Consider the following 18198-nt stretch of genomic DNA (forward strand, 5'->3'; position numbering starts at 1 on the left):
GGCGCAAAACTACACGCCGGGCACTGTCTCGAGTTGAGCCTTGGTGCGTCCGGGATGATTGGTGGCCACCCAGCCGACGCCGAGCGTGCGGCACAACTCCACGTCGTCGGGCTCGTCGACGGTCCAGCAGTACGTGGCCCGACCCGCGAGGGCGGCTCTGTCGACGAGATCGCGATGCTCACGCAACGTCGCGACGGACGGGCCGATCGCGGTGGCGCCGACGGTCGTGGCGGCACTGCCGCCGAGATAGCGGGACGTCTCCCCCAGCAACACCGTGGGCAGCAGCGGTGCCTGCCGACGGATCCGCCAGACGGCACTCGCGGCGAACGACATCACCACGACCCGGGAGAAATCCGCCGACGGCGGGGTTGCCAGACCGAACCGCGACAGTTCGGCGAGTACCTTCGCCTCGACGAGAGCGCCGTACCGCACCGGATGTTTGGTCTCGACGAACAACTTCACCGGCACGCTCGTGAAGTCCATCATCAATTCGATGAGTTGGCCCAGAGTGAGCAGCCCCGCGGGTTCCCCCGGCCGCCCGTAGTCGAATTCGGACAGCTCCGCGAGCGTCATCTCGCTCACGACACCGGTTCCCGTCGAGGTCCGGTCGATCGTGCGGTCGTGAATGCACACGAGGTGACCGTCGCGGGTCAGCCGCACGTCGCATTCGAGCCCGTCGGCACCTTCCTCGAGCGCGAGTTCGTAGGCGGCGAGGGTGTGTTCCGCCCTGGCCGCGGACGACCCCCGGTGGGCGACGACGCGCGGCACGGAGAACTCGGTCATGACGCCACCGCCGGAGTCCGGTGCTCGTCCTCCTGAACGGCAGGCGCTGGCACGATCTCAGCGATCGGCGCATACGCCGGCCCGGTGGCCGTGGTGAACCGACGCTGCGCGAGGGGCCTGCCCTGCAGGTCGGCGCCGTCGAACAAACGCAGGATGTGCAGTGTCGCCACAGCGACCACCGCGGCGAGGGCTGCGACGAGGGCCGTCAACAGCACCGCGTCGGCCCTGGCCTGGAGCGCATCGCGCTGACGCCAGAACAGGACGAACACGAACAGCACCGCGTTCGACACGATCAGCACCCACCAGATCCGGACGGCACGCAGGATCCGAGGTTTGTCGTGGGCGATCTCGGTGAGGAACACGCCGGGTAACACAAGGTTGATGCCGGGCACCACCACACCGAACAACACCGAACCCGGCGAGCGGGGATCCGAGGTGCCGTGTTCCGCGAACATGCGTCGGCGGACTTCGATCAGGCGTAGACCCGACGCGACCGCGGCAGCGAGCGCCACGAGCGGACCGACGATCTGAGTAGCCCACACGGCCGAGTCCGACAAGGCCAGGACCATCGGTTCGATGAGCCGCGTGCGGTTGACCAGAAGCAACACGTATCGGACCAGTTCAGCGACGGCCGCGAGCCCGAACACCGCTGCCGTGCCGACGAGCAACGTGGGTGCCAGGTCTGCGAGTGTCTCGGCGCGGGACGGCTCCTCATCATGCGGTCGCGTCCGGTCGAGCAGTCCCCACCGCGGAATCTCGTCGTAGGCGGGTGTCGCCGTGGACTGAGTGGCGTGAGGCGCAATGTCTTCCGCGAGGTCGCTCTGCGGTGGCCGGACGACCCAGCGGAAGTTCCGCCGATCCGGCGGGACCGGGACGTGGGTGTCGACAGGTGAGAGCAGCAACCCGCGGCACGACGGGCACCACTGTCGTGCCTGGTACGACACCGGCCAGCGGGTCTCGCAGCGAACGCAGATCTGATATGCGGCCATCAAAAAATCTTTGCCGGGTCGACGGCGCCGAGAACCTCGTCCACCGACACGGTGGGCACATCGGAAACACTCACGATTCCAATAGTGGCACGCGTCGATATGCGATGCAGCCGCGCAGCTCGTCGCGCTGAATATCCACAATGCCCACGCGCAGGAGTTATCCACAGTTTCCACAGGTTTATCCCCAGGGATCGTCGACGGTCGAATTCATCGCTCGAGACCGCTCACAATTCGCGTTGAGTGGGTTCCTGAAACAATCGAGGAATGGAACTCAGGATCTTCACGGAACCACAGCAGGGAGCGACCTACGACGATCTGCTCGCGGTCGCGCAGACTGCCGAGCGGCTCGGCTACGGCGCATTCTTCCGCTCCGACCACTACCTCGCGATGAATGCGGACGGCCTCCCCGGCCCCACCGACGCGTGGATCACGCTCGCCGGACTCGCCCGCGACACCTCGACGATTCGGCTCGGCACCCTCGTGACCTCGGCGACCTTCCGTTATCCCGGCTCACTCGCGATCTCGGTCGCCCAGGTCGACGCGATGAGCTCCGGCCGCGTCGAGTTCGGACTCGGCGCCGGCTGGTTCGAGGAGGAGCACTCCGCGTACGGCATCCCGTTCCCGCCGCTGAAAGAACGATTCGACCGCCTCGAGGACGCCCTGGCCATCATCACGGGCCTGTGGGAGACCCCGGTCGGTGAGAAATTCTCGTACGACGGCGCGCACACCCGGATCGTGGATTCACCGGCCCTACCGAAGCCTCACCAGCAGAAGATCCCGGTGGTGATCGGTGGTGCCGGGAAGAAAAGGACGCCGGCATTGGCGGCGCGCTACGCGAGCGAATTCAATGTTCCGTTCAATTCGGTGGAGGGGTCGGCGACCCTCTTCGAACGGGTGCGGCAGGCTTGCCGCGACGCGGACCGTGATCCCGCCGAGCTGACCTTGTCGAATGCGCTCGTATTGTGCTGCGGACGGGACGAAGCGGAAATCGCTCGTCGTGCCGCGCGCATCGGTCGCGAGGTCTCCGAGCTTCGTGAGAACGGGCTGGCGGGAACCCCCGAGGAGGTCGTGGAGAAGATCCGCACCTACGCGAAGATCGGAACGCAGCGGATTTACCTGCAGGTTCTCGATCTCGCGGACCTCGAGCACCTGGAACTCGTCGCGCAGGAGGTCATGCCGGCGGTCGCGGAGTTGTAGGTCAGTGGCTGCTGGTGGAGCCGAGGAACGCTTCGATGTCCCGGCTCCACTCGCGGCTGCGGGCACGGTCGATGCCCCAATGCGCAAGAGCGAACAGGCCGCACGCGATGATCAGCGCGAACATGTACACCGCGACACCGGCCAGCACGGAGGAGAACTCGGCGGCGGACACGCTCATCGGCTGCAACGTCACAGCGCCTGCGCGGTCGACCCACACCTGCACTTCGTCGCCTGCGACCTCGGAGCCGGTGATCTGCACGTCTCCGTGGTGTTCGACGCCGCGGAACTGCCAGGTGGCGGAGGTGGTGGACGGTGCGATGTAGGAGAACTCTCCCCAGCCCGCGTCGGCCATCACGGGGTCGGCGTCGAGCGTGGCGGTGACCATGGTGCGTTCGGCGAGTTGTTGCTGAGCCACGGCGACCTGGGTGCTCTGGACGTTCGCGATGACGACCCCGGAGACAGGGACCATGATGAGCATCGCGGCGACGAGCAACGAGAAGATGCGGGCTTCGAAGCGATCGGTGCGGCGGACGAGGGGGCTACGCCCACGCAGACTCCGGCGGGTTCGCCGTAGATATCCCCCTGTGGACGTCATCTCGGTACCCCGATCCCTTCCCCCGGTCGACACTCTTACTTTCCAGAGTGCTCGCCGACCGGGCGAAATTCAAGGAATCCCAACCCATCTCACACTGTGCGGTGGCGCACAGCGCTACGCTCCGAGACCGACCGGGCAGCTCACGCCGGTCGAGTGAACCGGGCAGTAGCCGTTGGGGTTCTTCGCGAGGTACTGCTGGTGATAGTCCTCGGCGTAGTAGAACTGGGTGAGCGGTGCGATTTCCGTGGTGATCTTGCCGAATCCTGCCTCCGCGAGGCGCGTCGCGAAGGATTCCGCGGTGGCCTCGGCGACCTCGATCTGCGATTCGTCGAACGTGTAGATCGAGGATCGGTACTGGGTTCCGTGGTCGTTGCCCTGTCGCATGCCCTGGGTGGGGTCGTGGTTCTCCCAGAACTGCTTCAGGATCCCCTCGAAGTCGATCACGGTGGGATCGAAGACGACCAGCACTACCTCGGTGTGCCCGGTGCGACCGGAACACACTTCCTCGTAAGTGGGGTTGGGGGTGTAGCCACCGGCGTATCCCACAGCGGTCGAATACACGCCGTCGAGCTGCCAGAACTCCTTCTCGGCACCCCAGAAACACCCCATGCCGACCACCGCGGTGGCCAGACCTTCAGGGAATGGCGGGACGATGCGATGACCGTTGACGTGATGCGTCTCGGGAACCGGGATGGCCTCCGGCCGTCCGGGCAGCGATTCTTCGGCTGCGACCATCTGGGACTTCGAGCCGGCATGGGCGAGGATGTCGTCGAACCAGGACATGACCTGATGCTACGCGTGTGTCCGCGCGGTGACCTTTTCCTCGACCGCGGGCCGCTTCTGGTGGAGCCACCGGTTGCTGATCCAGCGGGCCGCAGGCACTTCGACGCCGCGATACACCAGCTCGGACACGAGCGCGACACCGATGAGCAGACAGATCACGGCACCTGTCATTCCGAGAAATCCGACGGTGTTCTCGTAGATCCGGTACATGACGAGGGTGTGCACGAGGTAGATCGCGTAGCTGCGGGTGGAAACCCAGTGCACGACGCGCAGGCGACCGATCCTTCCGTCGTATCGGGACAGCAGAACCACGACAGCGAACACCACGCTGATCGTCCACAGATAGTGGGTACCGGCCCAATACACCTGGGTGTCGGTGGCGAGAACGATCACCTGGACCTGGGCGATCAGAGCCACCAACAGACCGCGGACGGAGATCAGTCGAGCCCACGCAAGATAGGCGATCTGCCCGAGGAACACGGTGGGTAGCGTCGCGGCGATCTTCGACAGGAACGGCACGGTGTACGGCTCCGGCACGTACAGGTTGTAGAGGATCACGAGCATGCACAGAGCGGCGCCGAGCAGCGGCATGACGATGGGCTTGGCGCGCAACAGCGACCGCCCGCTCACGCAGAACAGGTAGAACACGATCTGCACGGCGAGCGTCCACGCGACACCGAGTACCGCGACCTGCGGTTTCAGGAAGAACCCACCGAGGAAGAAACTGAGTGCGGCCTCGCCTCCGGTGACGGTGGTGTGGCCGCTGAACATGCCGTTGATGCCGAAACGGACCAACAGGACCGCCGCGAGGATGCACACCCAGAATGCGGGGACGAGACGCGCCGCACGGGCGATCAGGAATTGTCCCCGCGGCTGGCGTATCGCAGAGCGCGTGATGAGCAGTCCCGTGAGCATCATGAATGCCGCGACACCGACGAACGACAGGTGCATGTTCAGACCGGCGCCTTGGGTCAACACCGCGTGGACCACGTCGATGAACCACCAACCGGTGCCCAGATCGTCGATCAGATAGAAGCAGATGTGCGAGTACACGACCGCGAACGCGGCGAGAAATCTCAGCAGGTCGAGCCCCGGCAGCTCGACACGTGGTGCCTCGGCTCCTCGTGTCGGAACGTCGAACAGCGGCCGAGACACTCCGCAATGTTAAGGTCCCGTTCACAATCGACTCCAATCGCACACCTATTGGGGCGAGTCGGTGCAGGTAGAGGCGATACAGCTCGGTTTCTTGCGCATACCTGCTTCGCCGGGCGGCCGGTAGGGCATGACGTCCCGCGTGAGCCCGAATGTTGCGCGACGTGTAGTTATGGGTTTGGGTGGATACCCATATAGGCACGGAAAAAATCGAACGGGCTCACCAGGCCCGCAAAGAAGGGACCCTTCGTGGCTGAGTACACGCTTCCGGAACTGCCATACGACTACGCGGCGCTCGAGCCGCACATCTCGGCGAAGATCATGGAGCTGCACCACGACAAGCACCATGCGACCTACGTCGCCGGCGCCAACACCGCCCTCGAGAAGCTCGCCGAGGCCCGCGAGAACGGCACGCTGGCGGCCCAGGCCACCAAGCTCGAGAAGGACCTCGCATTCCACCTCGGTGGTCACACCAACCACTCGGTGTTCTGGCAGAACCTCTCTCCCGAGGGTGGCGACAAGCCGACGGGTGACCTCGGAGCAGCGATCGACGACGCATTCGGCTCGTTCGACAAGTTCCGCGAGCACTTCTCCGCGAACGCGAACTCCATCCAGGGCTCCGGCTGGTCGATCCTGGCATGGGATTCGATCGGACAGCGTCTGATCATCGTCCAGCTCTACGATCAGCAGGGCAACATCTCCATCGGTCTGACCCCGCTGCTCATGCTCGACATGTGGGAGCACGCGTTCTACCTGCAGTACCAGAACGTGAAGGCCGACTACGTCAAGGCGTTCTGGAACATCGTCAACTGGGCCGACGTGCAGGCTCGCTTCGAGCGCGCACGCACCCAGACCGCCGGCCTGATCGTCTAGTCACCGGCACCATGCGGAAGAGGGCCACCCCGCGGGGTGGCCCTCTTCGGCGTTTCGGGACGCCGTTCCTCCCTCCTACCGTTAACCTGTGCGGCCATGACGACTCTGCCGCTCGACACCGTGTGTTCCGGCCTAGCCTTTCCCGAATGTCCACGCTGGCACGACGGCAGTCTGTGGTTCTCCGACGTGTACGCGAACGACGTGTATCGCCTCGATCCGGCCACCGGGTCTTCCGAGGTCGTCGCCCACATCGACGGGCATCCCGCGGGGCTCGGGTTCCTTCCCGACGGTCGCCTGCTCATCGCCGTCGGGCACACCCGCACGGTGATGCGGCGCGAATCCGACGGCATGCTCACCCTGCACGCAGATCTGTCGGGCCTCGCAACCTGGCATCTCAACGACATGTACGTCGACGGTGCCGGCCGCGCGTACGTCGGCAACTACGGCGACGGCAGCGCCCCACCCGACCCGATCACTCCCGCTGTGCTCACCCTCGTCGGACCGGACGGAACCGTGCGGGCCGTCGCCGACGACCTGTTGTTCGCGAACGGGATGGTCGCGACGGCCGACGGTCGCACACTCGTCGTCGCCGAGACCCGCGCGATTCCGGGCCGGCTCACCGCGTTCACGGTGGGCGACGACGGCTCCCTCGCCGACCGTCGCACGCTGATCGAGTTCGATCGGTCGGTGTTCCCGGACGGGCTCGCCATCGACCGCGACGACGCCGTCTGGGTCGCGTCGCCGTTCGGCAACGAGGTGATCCGGGTGTCGCAGTCGGGAACGATCACCGACCGGGTCTCCGTCGCGAATCCGTACGCGGTGGCGCTCGGGGGTCACGACGGCCGCGACCTGTTCGTCTGCACCGCCGAGAACTGGCAACCCGAGGTCGCGGCGCGTGAACGCACCGGGGCCATCGTGCGGCTGCGTGTCTCTGTGCCGGGCTGACGAACCACAGCTGGCACTCGACGCCTCTTGTGTGCCAGCCGGAAAAACGGGCATTCTTCCCTCATCGCCCCGCGAGGGATCGGAGAGACGCCATGAGGGATTCGGTCGGGATTGCCGCGTTTCATTCGGGTGGGTCGTTGCGCGGATTCGTGGTGACGGGACGGTGGCCCTCGACCACCCGCGAGTGGGCACAACTGCTCGCGCTGACCGTGCGGGTCGCATCGTTGCCGGGACTGCTGCCGACTTCGACGGTGTTCGGGGTCCGCGAGGAACTGCCGGACGATCCGGAGCCGGGAACTGTCGGCCTGGTCCTCGCCGCCGGACCGGTGCTCGGCGAGACGGCGGTGGAGCCGGGGTGCTTCGCCCAGCATCAACCGCCGGCGCTGATCATGCTGCATCCTCCATCGGAGACGACGACGTCACTGCCCGAGAATGCGGGTGCGGCCTCGGGGTGTGTGCTCCTGCCCGGGTTGCCGTACCTCGGGCTCGACCATCGCGCCGCGTGGGTGGAGGCCGAAGCGGACGGAACCGTGACGTCGCTGGTCAGTAAGGTGAACGTGGATCCCGGCAGCGATCCCGACACCGCAATTCTGGCCATGCTGCTTGCGGCGTGACGCTATGCCGTAAATGAGAGTTCGGTTCTACTAAACTTAGCATTACCTTTACATCGGGCACTCTCGCGGGCTAATGTCGGGAAAGCGAAGGGGAGTAGCCCCCAATCGCCCTGTCGACACACTGGCCGCCATCGGCCCGGCACGGCGAACCGGATGACCTCCGGTGGGCGAGACCTTCGGTCGTCGACGCATCACGCGTACGGCGTCCGGAGGAAGCCCGTTTCCTCCACAGGCGAAGGAGGAAATGCCGCTCATGTGGTCCGCAGTCGTATTGAGTTTCGCAGTGATCTTCATCGCCGAGCTCGGCGACAAATCCCAGTTGATGGCCATGACGTTCGCGCTGCGCTACCGCTGGTGGGTGGTGTTGTCGGGGATCCTGTTCGCCACCACCGCCGTGCACCTCGTCTCGGTCGCGGTGGGCCACTATCTCGGTGTCGCGATCCCGACCGCAGCCATCTCACTCGTCGGCGGCATCGCTTTCCTGCTGTTCGGCGCGTGGACATTGCGCGGCGATTCCCTCGACGACGACGAGCAGTCCAAGGCCGGTCGCGTCACGCGGTCGGCGTTCCTGGCCGTCACCTCCGCGTTCTTCCTCGCCGAGCTCGGCGACAAGACGATGCTCGCGACCATCACGCTCGCGACCGATTACGACTGGATCGGCGTCTGGGTCGGGTCGACGGTCGGCATGGTCGCGGCCGACGCACTGGCGATCATCGCCGGCGTCGTTCTCGGGCGGCACCTGCCGGAGAACGCGATCCGCTTCGGCGCCTCGGCGCTGTTCTTCGGATTCGGCGCGTGGATGCTCGGGGCCGGTATCGCTCCCGACGCACCCGCGGTCGGACCTATCTCCGGCGGCGTCACCCTCGTGGTCACCGCGCTGGCCATGTACCTGTTCACGCGTCGCACCCGTAAGGCCGACACCACGGAGCCTGCGCACAACGCGTCCGTGTGACCCCCCCCCGCAGAACCACGGTCCTGCTGCGCACCCAGGTATATGCTTGCCGATAGGCAAATACTTGAGGAGGCGCGGAACCGATGAGCAGAGAGTCGTTCGATCCCGACGAGGTGAATCGCCTCCGCATCGCACTCGGCCGCATCGCACGCCGAGTGTCCCGGCCGGCAGGCGACGGCAGCCTGACACCGTCGCAAGCATCCCTGCTCGGCACGGTCGCGCGACGGAAGACCATCGGAGTACGCGAACTGGCCGACCTCGAAGGCCTGAACCCCACGATGTGCTCACGCATGCTCGGCAAACTCGAAGACGCCGGACTCGTGTCACGTTCGTCCGACGCCGACGACAAACGCGTCGTCCTCGCCTACATCACCACGGACGGCGCTGCACTCGCCGAAGAACTCCGGATCCGACGCACAGCCCTGTTCACCGAACACCTCACCGAACTGAGCGAACACCACGTCGACGCACTGCACGACGCGCTCCCCGCACTCGAGGCCCTCGCCGACAGCATGGGTTGCGGCAGAAGCGAGGCGCGCAAGTGACCGTCCTCGCCGATATCCGTGGAACCACGTTCGCCGCCATGCGCGGCCCCAACTTCCGGCGCTACATCACCGGGCAGGCCACCTCCCTCGTCGGCACCTGGATGCAGACCGTCGCGCAGTCGTGGCTCGTTCTCCAGCTGACCGGATCGGCCACCGCAATCGGAATCGTGCTGGCCCTGCAAACCGTCCCGATGCTGCTTCTCGGACCGTACGGCGGGGTCATCGCCGACCGTTCCGACAAGCGCAAACTCATGATCGGGTTGCAATCGATGATGGGTCTGCTCGCGCTGACCCTCGGACTGCTCGTCATCACCGACACCGTGCAGTTGTGGCACGTGTACGTCCTCGCCCTCGCGCTCGGATTCAACCAATGCTTCGAGAACCCTGCGCGGCAGGCGTTCATGCTCGAGATGGTCGGACCCGAAGATCTGCGCAACGCGGTGAGCCTGCAGTCGACACTCGCGTCGGTCTCACGCATGATCGGTCCCGCAGTAGCGGGTCTCGTCATCGCTGCGGGTGGTATCGGCATCTGCTTCCTGCTCAACGCCGCGAGTTTCGTCGCGGTCGTGACATCGCTGCTCACCCTGGATGTGTCGAAGCTGCGGCCCTCTCCCCCGACTGCGCGTGCCCGCGGTCAACTGCGCGAAGGTCTCGCCTACGTACGGAGCATGCCCGACCTGGCGGTACCGCTGGCGATGATGGCGCTCGTCGGCTGCCTCGCCTATGAATTCCAGGTGGTGCTCCCCGTATTGGCCGACCACACCTTCGAGTCCGGCGCCGGCGCATACGGCTTCCTCACTGCCGCGATGGGTGCAGGTTCCGTGGTCGGCGGCCTCGTCGTTGCCACGTGGGGCCGCACGGGTATCAAGCCACTCGTGTTCGCCGCCCTCGCCTTCGGTGTGGCCATGGCCGTCGCGGCCGCGGCACCGTCCCTGCCGGTCCTCATCGCACTCATGGTGATCGTCGGCGCCCTGAGCGTCACCTTCACCACGAGCGCGAACAGCACGCTGCAGCTCGCCGCCTCGCCACAGATGCGCGGACGGGTGATGGCGTTGTGGGCAGTCGCGTTCCTCGGGTCCACCGCGATCGGCGGCCCCATCGCCGGATGGGTCGTCGAACAGTGGGGCGGTCGCGCAGGATTGCTGCTCGGCGCCGCCGCTTGCGTCGCGGCCGCGCTGATCGGCACGGCGGTACTGCGACGCACGCGCGACCGTTCGCCCATTGCGACCCGGGTCGAGTAAGCCGCGATCAGGGGCCGAACTCGCGCTAGGGTTCGACGCGAACGCGTGTCCCCTGGAACAGGAGTACGACTGTGGAAATTCAAGGTTCTGCCGCGCTGGTCACCGGTGCCGCATCCGGACTCGGCGCAGCAACCGCACGCCGCCTCGCCGACGCCGGAGCCACCGTATTCGGACTCGACCTCGAGCAGTCCATCGAACGGGTCGGCGACAATGCACCCGCCGGCGTCACCCTCATTCCCACCGACGTCACCAGTGGGGACGAAGTCCAGGCCGCCGTGACGCGCATCGTCGAGTCCGGGGTGCCGCTGCGCATCGTCGTCAACTGCGCCGGCGTGGGCTGGGCGGGTCGAATCCTGTCCAAGAACGGCCCGCACGACCTCGAGCTGTTCCGCACGGTCATCACGGTGAATCTGCTCGGCACGTTCAACGTCATGCGGCTGGCCGCCGACGCTATCTCCAAGACCGACACCGTCGACGACTCCGGTCAGCGCGGCGTCATCATCAACACCGCCTCCGTCGCCGCGTTCGAAGGCCAGATCGGGCAGATCGCCTACTCGGCATCGAAGGGCGGCGTGCACGGCATGACGGTGCCCGCGGCACGCGACCTCGCGCAGTTCGGAATCCGAGTCAACACCATCGCTCCCGGCATCGTCGACACCCCGATGCTCGCCGGTGTCACCGAGGACTACCGCAAGGGGCTCGAGGCCGGTGTGCCGTTCCCGTCGCGGCTCGCACAGCCCACCGAGTACGCACAGCTCGCGCAGATGATCGTCGAGCACGACTACCTCAACGGCGAGACCATCCGCATGGACGGTGCGTTGCGCATGGCACCGCGATAGGCAGCTTCGCTGCCGGTGCGCGGTTTCGGTAGGACCCACTACCGAAACCGCGCACGATCGGTTACACAGAGGTTGTGCGGATCGCTCTCGTCGTCGTACTGGTCGCCGTGATCGCCGGTGTCGCGGCGTGGGCGCTGCAACGACGGTTGATCTTCCTGCCCGATACATCGACTCCACCCGCTGCCGCGACGCTGCTGCCGGACGCCGAGGACGTGGTTCTGACGACGTCGGACGGCCTCGAGCTCGGGGCTTGGTTCGTCCCCGGGCGCAACCCGACCGGGCCGGGCGCCGGCTTCACGGTTCTTCTCGCTCCGGGCAACGGCGGGAACCGGCTCGGGCGCGCGCAGACCGCCGCCGATCTCTCCGCCGCAGGATTCTCGACGCTGTTGTTCGACTACCGCGGATACGGCGGCAACCCCGGTCGACCGTCGGAAGACGGGGTGGACCGCGACGCCCGCGCCGCCCTGCAGCATCTGCTGGACCGAGAGGATGTCGACTCGGATCGAGTGCTGTACTTCGGAGAGAGTCTGGGCTGCGCCGTGGTGACCGCACTCGCCGCCGAATCACCGCCGGCCGGAATGCTTCTGCGCTCGCCGTTCACCGACCTCGGATCGGTGGCGCGTCACCACTACCGGATCGTGCCGACCTTCGTCCTGAAGGACAGGTTTCCGGTCGCCGACATCGTCGCGCAACTCGATGTGCCCCTCACTGTGGTCTACGGCACTGCCGACAGCATCGTGCCGGCCCAGCAGAGTGCAGTGGTTGCGGACAGTGCACGGAACCTCGTCGAACGCGTCGAACTTCGTGGGCTCGAACACAACGATCCAGCGATGTTCGGAACACCCGTCATCGACGCGCTGGGCAGACTCGCCGACGCCCTACGCTAGGCGCGTACTCGACAACTCTCGATCGTCGTCGTACAAAGCACGGGTCAGAGATCATCGATGTGCGGAATATCCAGCACGGCACGGTCGCTCATCCACTCACGCAGCACCTTGGTGGCGATCACGTCGTCTTCGTTGTACTCGAACAGTCGAGTGCGTTGAGACAGATCCGGCTCACCCCGGTCGTAGCCGACGGCCTCGCGGTACCAGGCCATCGACGCCTCACCCCCGGCCTCGTCGTCGCGCCAGTGGTGACCCGCGATCGGTGCGATCTTCTTGAGACCCTTACCGTTCGGGCATACGAACTGGTCGGTCACTGCCTGGTAGATATCCACCCACTGCGGCGACGAGATGAACTCCTTGACCTCCGCCTCGGACGGCACCCCCGGATAGCCGTGGAAACGCCGGGCCGACGACAACAACCACTTGTCCTCTGCAGACCGCGAATAGCAGTATGCAGCAAACGTTTTCCCGCGACGCTCAGCGGCGCGACGTTCTGCCGACAACCACGTCCAGAACTCACCGAACGATCGGGCCTCGTCCGTCGTGGGCACCGGCTGCCATGTCGAGAACGGTCGGTACACGGACTGCACATCCGTGTTGAGCAGCGTCCCCCACAGATATGCGCCGTGTTCGTGATAGCTCTCCATGTCGATGTCGATCTCGACATCGGCGCGCGCGACATGCACCTGCCGGTAGCGGCGCACCAGCGGCGCCCCCGCAAGCCACGCCTTCGCGACCACGACCGCGTCCTCGAACGGCCCCTGGGGCCATACCTCGGGTTGTCGACCCGTCCATCCGGCGAGCCCGTCGATGGTGGTGACGCCGAGTTCGCGCAGCACGTCGGCGCGCTGCCCCGGCGCGACCAGCGACACATCGTGCCGCTCGGCCAGCTCGGAACGGCAACGTTCCCACCACGGACACGTACGGCACTCCCCGATCTGCGACGGCACGGTCGGCACGTTCCCGCGCGCGATGTCGAGACGGTCGGCGAGCCGCGCGTCGTAGTCGTCGAGGACGGCGCTCAGATCGTGGACGAGGATGCAGTCGGCGTTGTATCCGATCGCTCCTGCCACCTGTGCAGGACTGGCCAGCCCGTGTCGTTCGAGCATCCGGTACAGATGCGCGACCCGCATCTGGTCACCCGAGTGCGCCCGCACCTTGCGATTCTCGTCGACCGCGGGTGCCCACTCGAACAGGTCGGTGGTGGTGGCGCCCCGTCCCGGGTCGGTGACCTTGTGGTTGACGACGATGACGGGAATGTAGCCGCCGCGTTCCGTGTCGCGGAGCAGGATCTCGGATCGGCCGCGCCGGCCGGTGTCGGATTCGACGGGCAGGACCGCGCCCCAGATTCGGTCGGCGCCGGAACGGCACGCGTCGAGGGTCCGGTCGGCGCGCTGCGACATGGTCCCTTCCGCAACGATGTGCACCCATCCGTCCGGGTCGGCATCGAACATCCGCTGCCGGATCGCCTCGCGGTGCGCTGCGGCAGCTTCCTGACGTTGGGTAGCTCCCGGATTCTTGGGAGCCGCGACCAGTTCGTCGGGATACGTCGCGTCGAGAAACACCCGGTGACGGCACCGCGTCAACGCGCTCGCCTCTATCGAAACGGGCCTGCGTCGTTGCTCACCGGTCACCTCCACAACATCCCAGGGTATTCGCTCGATGCGGGACACCTCTCAGCAGCACCGTCGAGTTAGGCTTGCCGACGAGCGCGGGCACGCTGCGGTCGTACCGGATGGAGGGTGCTGTTCGATGGGGTTGTTCACACGGCGGAAGCGGCGTGCCACCCGCAAGGCGGAGGCAAAAGCGCTCAAGCACAAGGCGAAGCTCGAGGCCAAGCTCGGCGCGAAGAACCAGTTCAAGAGTGATCGACGCACAGCGAAGTCCCAGGAGAAGCTCGCCGCGAAGCTCGCCAAGTCACAGTCCAAGCTCGACAAAGAGCTCGTGAAGTCACAGTCCAAGGTCGAGAAAGAGCAGATCGCCACCCTCAAGGCTCAGAAGAAGGCCGCCGAGAACCAGGGTCTGACCGCGGCGAAGGTCCGTCGCTACCTGGGGGTCGCACGCCTGCTCATACCTGTGCTCGCGCCTCTCGCCTACCAGGCCGCGACTGCCATCCGCGGACAGCTCGACGTCCGCCGCGCCCAGAAACTCGGTGTCGGCGTCGAGCAGCTCGGCGAGTTCACCGGACACGGTGCGCGGCTCAGCGCCCGCATCGCGGCGGCCGAGCAGTCGGTCACGAAGACCGAGGAGCTGCATCCCAAGGACGCCGAGACGAAGAAGTTCGCGGAAGCCATCCGCGGTCGACTCACCGACCTCACCGCCGCGGTGTCTGCCGCCGAGCAGATGCCGGCCGCGCGTCGCAAGGCCGCGCACATCTCTATCGGCAACGAGCTCGACGGAATCGAGGCGGACCTGCTGGCCCGCCTCGGTGTGCGCTGACACACCCGTGACAACGAGCCCCGCCCTGCTCGGCGGCACCGCGGGGGTTTCCACCGCGGTGCTCGCCGTCGCAGCACACGGCGCGGCCGGAGGTTCGGTGCCGACGAACCCGGCCGTGGCGTTGCTGACGGCAGTTGCCGTCGGGGTCGGCATCGTGGGAGCCGGGCGACCGACGATGCCACCGGTCGCGCTGCTCGCCGTGGGCCAGCTCGGCACCCACCTCGTCCTGTCCACGCTGACGGACGGGCACCTCCACATCTCGGCGTCGATGTTGGCGGCGCACATCGCCGCCATCATCGGGTGCGCACTACTGATCGGCATCGCCGACCACCTCTACGCTGCATGTACATCGGTGGTCCAGTGTGCGCGGCCATGGCGTCCCACGGTTCCCGCGCCCACATTTCTCATCCCGTGCATCGATCCCGAGCCGCACATCATCAGGCTTCTTCCCTCCGGCATTTCTCGACGGGGTCCGCCCGCGGCACGGCTCTCCGTGTCCTGACCCTCGTACGAGAAAGCACCCACATCTTCATGAAGAAGAACCTCACCCGAGTCCTCGTCGGCTCCGGTGCCACCGCCGCGCTCCTGCTGACCGGTTCCGGCATTGCCGCTGCGCACGTCTCCGTCGTCGCACCGGGCGCCGAGCAGGGCGGATACTCCGTCCTGACGTTCCGCGTCCCCACCGAATCCGAGACCGCCGGCACCACGGCGCTCACCGTCGAACTGCCGGGTCTGCGATCGGCGCGCACAGAGCCGATGCCCGGCTGGAGTGCGACGATCGAGAAGAACCCCGAACAGCTCGCAACCTCGGTCACCTGGACGGCCGACCCCGGCATCGAGGTGGGCCCCGGCCAGTTCCAGCAGTTCGTGCTCTCCGCCGGACCGCTCCCCGAGGAGGACGAAGTCGCGTTCCCGGCTACCCAGACCTACAGCGACGGCGAGATCGTCGCTTGGGATCAGGCCGCGACCGGCGACGAGGAGCCCGAGAAGCCGGCGCCCTCCCTCACCCTCGCCGCGAGCAGCGGTGACGGGCACGGAGGCGGTGCCGACAGCGGCGGCGCAGCCCACAGCACCGAGGACACCGACACCACGGCCGCAGCCGAGTCGGGCAGCAGCACCGACAACACCGCGCGGTGGCTCGGCGGCATCGGTCTCGTCCTCGGCGCGCTCGGCGCAGCGCTGGGCCTCGGCGCAGTGATCCGGGGACGGCGAGCATGAACGGCACAGCAGGCATGAAGCGTCTCGGCACCGTACTCCTCGCTCTTGTCGGCGCACTGATGCTCGCGGCAGGCCCCGCCGCGGCGCACTCGGTCGTCCTCAGCAGCACTCCCGAACAGGGCGTGGAGATCGCGGAGGCACCCGAGCAGGTCAGCGTGACGTTCAACGAGGCGCTGCAGGAGCAGTTCGCAGCGCTCACTGTGGTCGGCCCCGACGGCAATCTGTGGTCCAAGGGCGACCCGATCGTCGACGGCCCCACCGTCAGTGTCGAAATCGACGGGCTCGGCCCGGTCGGCGAGTACACGATCGCCTACCGCGTGACGTCGGCCGACGGGCATCCCGTCAGCGGGACGCGCACCTTCACCCTCACGCAGGAAGGCACCGGTACTCCCGGTGAGGCTGCGGCGGGCGACGCCGCGCCGGCATCCGATGTCGCCACCGACGACGGCGGGGGGCCCGCCGTCTGGTGGTTCGTGGTCGCCGGTGTGATCGTGGTCGTCGCTGCCTTGTGGTTCGTGTTGCGCAAGCCGAAGGCCTGACACTCGTGCCGAACATTCGCCGGCGGTGGCTCCTCGGAGCCGCCGCCGGCGCCGTCGCGGGGGTCGCGATCGGCGTGCTGCTGGCGACCCCGGAGTTGTCGGCGTGGATACGCGCACTGTCACTGGTGGTGGGCTCGACCGTGCTCGGCGTCGCCGTGCTCGCCGCGATGATGCGCACTCAGCGACGCCCCGATGTGTCCAACGAAGACGTGTGGCGCGCGATCACCGTCCTCGGCGGGGTGTGGCTGCTGCTCGAAACCGTTCAACTCGTCATCGAAGCCGCCGCGACCGTCGACGTGCCCGTGGCCCGGCTCAGCTCCGGTCTCTTCGCCGAATATCTGGGCACCGCCGGGTCAGGCCGGGTCGCGGGCGCCGCGTGGGTATGCGTCGCTTCGCTCACCGTCGCTGCAGCCCTCGCCTACCGGCGCGAGGCATCGTGGTCGACGGCGCCGGTGCTCGTCGTGGCGGCCCTCGCTCTCGTCGCGCGACCCGTCACCGGGCACATGTCGCAGCAGCCGTTCGGGTCGTTGCTCGACGCGGCGCATGTCCTCGCGGCCGCCGTCTGGCTGGGGGTTCTCACGGCACTCGCCCTGCTGGTCCGGGGTCGCGGGCCGTGGTCCCGGCTGCTGCCGCGTTATTCGGAACTCGCGACGAAATGCGTCGTCGTCCTCGGGGTGACCGGTGTGATCGACGCGGCCGTGCGTCTCGAGTCGGTGGCCGCACTCGTCGATACCGGCTACGGGCGCGTCCTGCTCGCCAAGGTCGCGGTGCTCGTGGCGCTGCTCGCGCTGGCGTGGATCTGGCGGCGCACGTGGGTGCCCGCGGCAGGCGCCCATCGGAGCACCGCCGACGTCTCCCTGCGCAATGCCGTCATCGAAGTATGTGCAATGTCGGTGGCATTCGGGCTCGCAGCCGCGCTCGCCACGACAGCATGATCAGGTCAGAGCAACCCGGCGGCGCGCTGAAGATCGCGCACGAGTGATTCGAACGCGGCGGTGCGGTCGACGTGGGCACGCAGCGCCGCGGATGGATGGATCGTGGCGACCACTCTCGGATCGAGCGTGCCCCGCAATTCTTCGTCGAGGTGCAGCACCTCGCCACGATGCGCGGTGAGCGTGAAATTCTTCTCGATCAACGCGCGGGCCGCCGTCACACCGAGACACACCACGACGTCGGGACGAACCACGTCGAGCTCCGCGGCCAGCCACGGTCGGCACGCGGTGACCTGCCCGCCCGACGGTTTCTTGTGGATGCGACGCTTTCCGCCCGCGGCCCGGTCGAACCGGAAATGCTTGACGGCATTGGTGACGTACACGGCGTCGCGCTCGACACCGGCGGCTGCGAGCGCCTTGTCCAGCAATCGGCCTGCGGGGCCGACGAACGGCTCCCCCTCGAGGTCTTCCTCGTTGCCGGGTTGCTCGCCGACGAGCATCAGACCCGCGTCGGCGGGGCCTGCGCCGAAGACCGTCTGCTCGGCAGCCTTGAACAGGTCACACCCGCGACACCCCCGGGCCGCTGTCTCGAGTGAGAGGAGGTCGAGGGTGTCGGGAAGATAATTCTGTGCTCCGCGATAGGTGACCATGTCGAAGAAGTACCCCTGTCAGCGC

Annotated in this window: 21 protein-coding genes; 14 read left to right on the forward strand and 7 right to left on the reverse strand. The window is 66.9% G+C overall.

Annotated elements, in window-relative coordinates:
• Positions 1-9: 9 nt before the first annotated feature.
• Together ACZ46K_RS03660 and ACZ46K_RS03665 are read right to left on the reverse strand one after the other, a co-directional pair.
• A complete protein-coding gene (locus ACZ46K_RS03660; RefSeq protein WP_054810331.1) occupies positions 10-783 on the reverse strand; it encodes a glycerophosphodiester phosphodiesterase in 774 nt (257 codons plus the stop codon).
• Positions 780-1772 (reverse strand): DUF4328 domain-containing protein, encoded by a 993-nt coding sequence (locus tag ACZ46K_RS03665; protein ID WP_054806767.1) that lies wholly within the window; start codon positions 1770-1772, stop codon positions 780-782. The genes ACZ46K_RS03660 and ACZ46K_RS03665 overlap by 4 nt, the downstream gene beginning before the upstream one ends.
• A 264-nt stretch (positions 1773-2036) precedes the next feature.
• Here ACZ46K_RS03665 and ACZ46K_RS03670 point away from each other — a divergent pair, with 264 nt between their 5' ends.
• Positions 2037-2969 carry an LLM class F420-dependent oxidoreductase gene (locus tag ACZ46K_RS03670; RefSeq protein WP_054806766.1) on the forward strand — a complete coding sequence of 311 codons (933 nt, stop codon included), beginning with the start codon at positions 2037-2039 and terminating at the stop codon, positions 2967-2969.
• 1 nt (position 2970) lies between these two features.
• Here the strand turns inward: ACZ46K_RS03670 and ACZ46K_RS03675 are convergent, their stop codons facing one another.
• From ACZ46K_RS03675 to ACZ46K_RS03685, 3 genes are all read right to left on the reverse strand, one after another.
• Positions 2971-3564: an Rv1733c family protein gene (locus ACZ46K_RS03675; RefSeq protein ID WP_464746721.1), complete on the reverse strand. Its 594-nt coding sequence runs from the start codon at positions 3562-3564 to the stop codon at positions 2971-2973.
• Positions 3565-3678: 114 nt separating this feature from the next.
• Positions 3679-4347: a peptide-methionine (S)-S-oxide reductase MsrA gene (gene msrA / locus ACZ46K_RS03680; protein WP_054806765.1), complete on the reverse strand. Its 669-nt coding sequence runs from the start codon at positions 4345-4347 to the stop codon at positions 3679-3681.
• A 9-nt stretch (positions 4348-4356) separates the two neighbouring features.
• A complete protein-coding gene (locus ACZ46K_RS03685) occupies positions 4357-5502 on the reverse strand; it encodes an acyltransferase family protein (protein ID WP_464746723.1) in 1146 nt (381 codons plus the stop codon).
• Positions 5503-5748: 246 nt separating this feature from the next.
• Between ACZ46K_RS03685 and ACZ46K_RS03690 the strand changes: the two genes are divergently transcribed.
• The 8 genes from ACZ46K_RS03690 to ACZ46K_RS03725 all read left to right on the forward strand — a co-directional run bounded on the left by ACZ46K_RS03690 (position 5749) and on the right by ACZ46K_RS03725 (position 12395).
• Positions 5749-6372, forward strand: a complete 624-nt coding sequence (locus ACZ46K_RS03690; protein WP_464746725.1) for a superoxide dismutase — start codon at positions 5749-5751, stop codon at positions 6370-6372.
• A gap of 96 nt (positions 6373-6468) precedes the next feature.
• On the forward strand, positions 6469-7317 hold the full coding sequence (locus ACZ46K_RS03695; RefSeq protein ID WP_464746727.1) for an SMP-30/gluconolactonase/LRE family protein: 849 nt from the start codon (positions 6469-6471) through the stop codon (positions 7315-7317).
• A 92-nt stretch (positions 7318-7409) separates the two neighbouring features.
• Positions 7410-7931: a hypothetical protein gene (locus ACZ46K_RS03700; protein ID WP_054810807.1), complete on the forward strand. Its 522-nt coding sequence runs from the start codon at positions 7410-7412 to the stop codon at positions 7929-7931.
• A gap of 253 nt (positions 7932-8184) precedes the next feature.
• Entirely contained in the window at positions 8185-8883 is a 699-nt protein-coding gene (locus ACZ46K_RS03705; RefSeq protein ID WP_054810808.1) for a TMEM165/GDT1 family protein, read from the forward strand.
• Between the two features lie 83 nt (positions 8884-8966).
• A complete protein-coding gene (locus tag ACZ46K_RS03710) occupies positions 8967-9428 on the forward strand; it encodes a MarR family winged helix-turn-helix transcriptional regulator (protein ID WP_464746729.1) in 462 nt (153 codons plus the stop codon).
• Positions 9425-10669, forward strand: coding sequence for an MFS transporter (locus ACZ46K_RS03715; protein ID WP_464746731.1), 1245 nt, complete (start codon positions 9425-9427; stop codon positions 10667-10669). The genes ACZ46K_RS03710 and ACZ46K_RS03715 overlap by 4 nt, the downstream gene beginning before the upstream one ends.
• Before the next feature lie 71 nt (positions 10670-10740).
• Positions 10741-11508: an SDR family NAD(P)-dependent oxidoreductase gene (locus ACZ46K_RS03720; RefSeq protein WP_054808017.1), complete on the forward strand. Its 768-nt coding sequence runs from the start codon at positions 10741-10743 to the stop codon at positions 11506-11508.
• Positions 11509-11582: 74 nt separating this feature from the next.
• On the forward strand, positions 11583-12395 hold the full coding sequence (locus ACZ46K_RS03725; RefSeq protein ID WP_464746733.1) for an alpha/beta hydrolase: 813 nt from the start codon (positions 11583-11585) through the stop codon (positions 12393-12395).
• Positions 12396-12439: 44 nt separating this feature from the next.
• Here ACZ46K_RS03725 and ACZ46K_RS03730 read toward each other — a convergent pair whose 3' ends face one another.
• A complete protein-coding gene (locus ACZ46K_RS03730; protein ID WP_464746735.1) occupies positions 12440-14035 on the reverse strand; it encodes a TM0106 family RecB-like putative nuclease in 1596 nt (531 codons plus the stop codon).
• A 112-nt stretch (positions 14036-14147) separates the two neighbouring features.
• Between ACZ46K_RS03730 and ACZ46K_RS03735 the strand changes: the two genes are divergently transcribed.
• From ACZ46K_RS03735 to ACZ46K_RS03755, 5 genes are read left to right on the forward strand one after another with little or no spacing between them, the layout of a single operon-like run.
• On the forward strand, positions 14148-14834 hold the full coding sequence (locus ACZ46K_RS03735) for a DUF6474 family protein (RefSeq protein WP_054811026.1): 687 nt from the start codon (positions 14148-14150) through the stop codon (positions 14832-14834).
• A gap of 7 nt (positions 14835-14841) precedes the next feature.
• On the forward strand, positions 14842-15336 hold the full coding sequence (locus ACZ46K_RS03740) for a hypothetical protein (RefSeq protein ID WP_464746737.1): 495 nt from the start codon (positions 14842-14844) through the stop codon (positions 15334-15336).
• A gap of 29 nt (positions 15337-15365) precedes the next feature.
• A complete protein-coding gene (locus ACZ46K_RS03745) occupies positions 15366-16052 on the forward strand; it encodes a YcnI family copper-binding membrane protein (protein WP_464746739.1) in 687 nt (228 codons plus the stop codon).
• Between the two features lie 14 nt (positions 16053-16066).
• Positions 16067-16591 (forward strand): copper resistance CopC family protein, encoded by a 525-nt coding sequence (locus ACZ46K_RS03750; RefSeq protein ID WP_464749228.1) that lies wholly within the window; start codon positions 16067-16069, stop codon positions 16589-16591.
• A 5-nt stretch (positions 16592-16596) separates the two neighbouring features.
• On the forward strand, positions 16597-17526 hold the full coding sequence (locus tag ACZ46K_RS03755) for a CopD family protein (RefSeq protein ID WP_464746741.1): 930 nt from the start codon (positions 16597-16599) through the stop codon (positions 17524-17526).
• Between the two features lie 5 nt (positions 17527-17531).
• On the opposite strand, the gene ACZ46K_RS03760 is transcribed toward ACZ46K_RS03755, so the two are convergent.
• The gene (locus ACZ46K_RS03760; RefSeq protein WP_054807699.1) at positions 17532-18173 is read right to left on the reverse strand and encodes a UdgX family uracil-DNA binding protein; all 642 of its coding nucleotides are present in this window, start codon (positions 18171-18173) and stop codon (positions 17532-17534) included.
• Positions 18174-18198 lie beyond the last annotated feature (25 nt).

Source organism: Rhodococcus sp. JCM 9793 (genome assembly GCF_055380405.1).

Bases quoted from the DNA above. Each gene is read 5' to 3' on its own strand.
- ACZ46K_RS03660 (WP_054810331.1), bottom strand. From the start codon at position 783: ATGACCGAGTTCTCCGTGCCGCGCGTCGTCGCCCACCGGGGGTCGTCC.
- ACZ46K_RS03665 (WP_054806767.1), bottom strand. From the start codon at position 1,772: ATGGCCGCATATCAGATCTGCGTTCGCTGCGAGACCCGCTGGCCGGTG.
- ACZ46K_RS03670 (WP_054806766.1), top strand. From the start codon at position 2,037: ATGGAACTCAGGATCTTCACGGAACCACAGCAGGGAGCGACCTACGAC.
- ACZ46K_RS03675 (WP_464746721.1), bottom strand. From the start codon at position 3,564: ATGACGTCCACAGGGGGATATCTACGGCGAACCCGCCGGAGTCTGCGT.
- msrA (WP_054806765.1), bottom strand. From the start codon at position 4,347: ATGTCCTGGTTCGACGACATCCTCGCCCATGCCGGCTCGAAGTCCCAG.
- ACZ46K_RS03695 (WP_464746727.1), top strand. From the start codon at position 6,469: ATGACGACTCTGCCGCTCGACACCGTGTGTTCCGGCCTAGCCTTTCCC.
- ACZ46K_RS03700 (WP_054810807.1), top strand. From the start codon at position 7,410: ATGAGGGATTCGGTCGGGATTGCCGCGTTTCATTCGGGTGGGTCGTTG.
- ACZ46K_RS03705 (WP_054810808.1), top strand. From the start codon at position 8,185: ATGTGGTCCGCAGTCGTATTGAGTTTCGCAGTGATCTTCATCGCCGAG.
- ACZ46K_RS03710 (WP_464746729.1), top strand. From the start codon at position 8,967: ATGAGCAGAGAGTCGTTCGATCCCGACGAGGTGAATCGCCTCCGCATC.
- ACZ46K_RS03735 (WP_054811026.1), top strand. From the start codon at position 14,148: ATGGGGTTGTTCACACGGCGGAAGCGGCGTGCCACCCGCAAGGCGGAG.
- ACZ46K_RS03745 (WP_464746739.1), top strand. From the start codon at position 15,366: ATGAAGAAGAACCTCACCCGAGTCCTCGTCGGCTCCGGTGCCACCGCC.
- ACZ46K_RS03750 (WP_464749228.1), top strand. From the start codon at position 16,067: ATGAAGCGTCTCGGCACCGTACTCCTCGCTCTTGTCGGCGCACTGATG.
- ACZ46K_RS03760 (WP_054807699.1), bottom strand. From the start codon at position 18,173: ATGGTCACCTATCGCGGAGCACAGAATTATCTTCCCGACACCCTCGAC.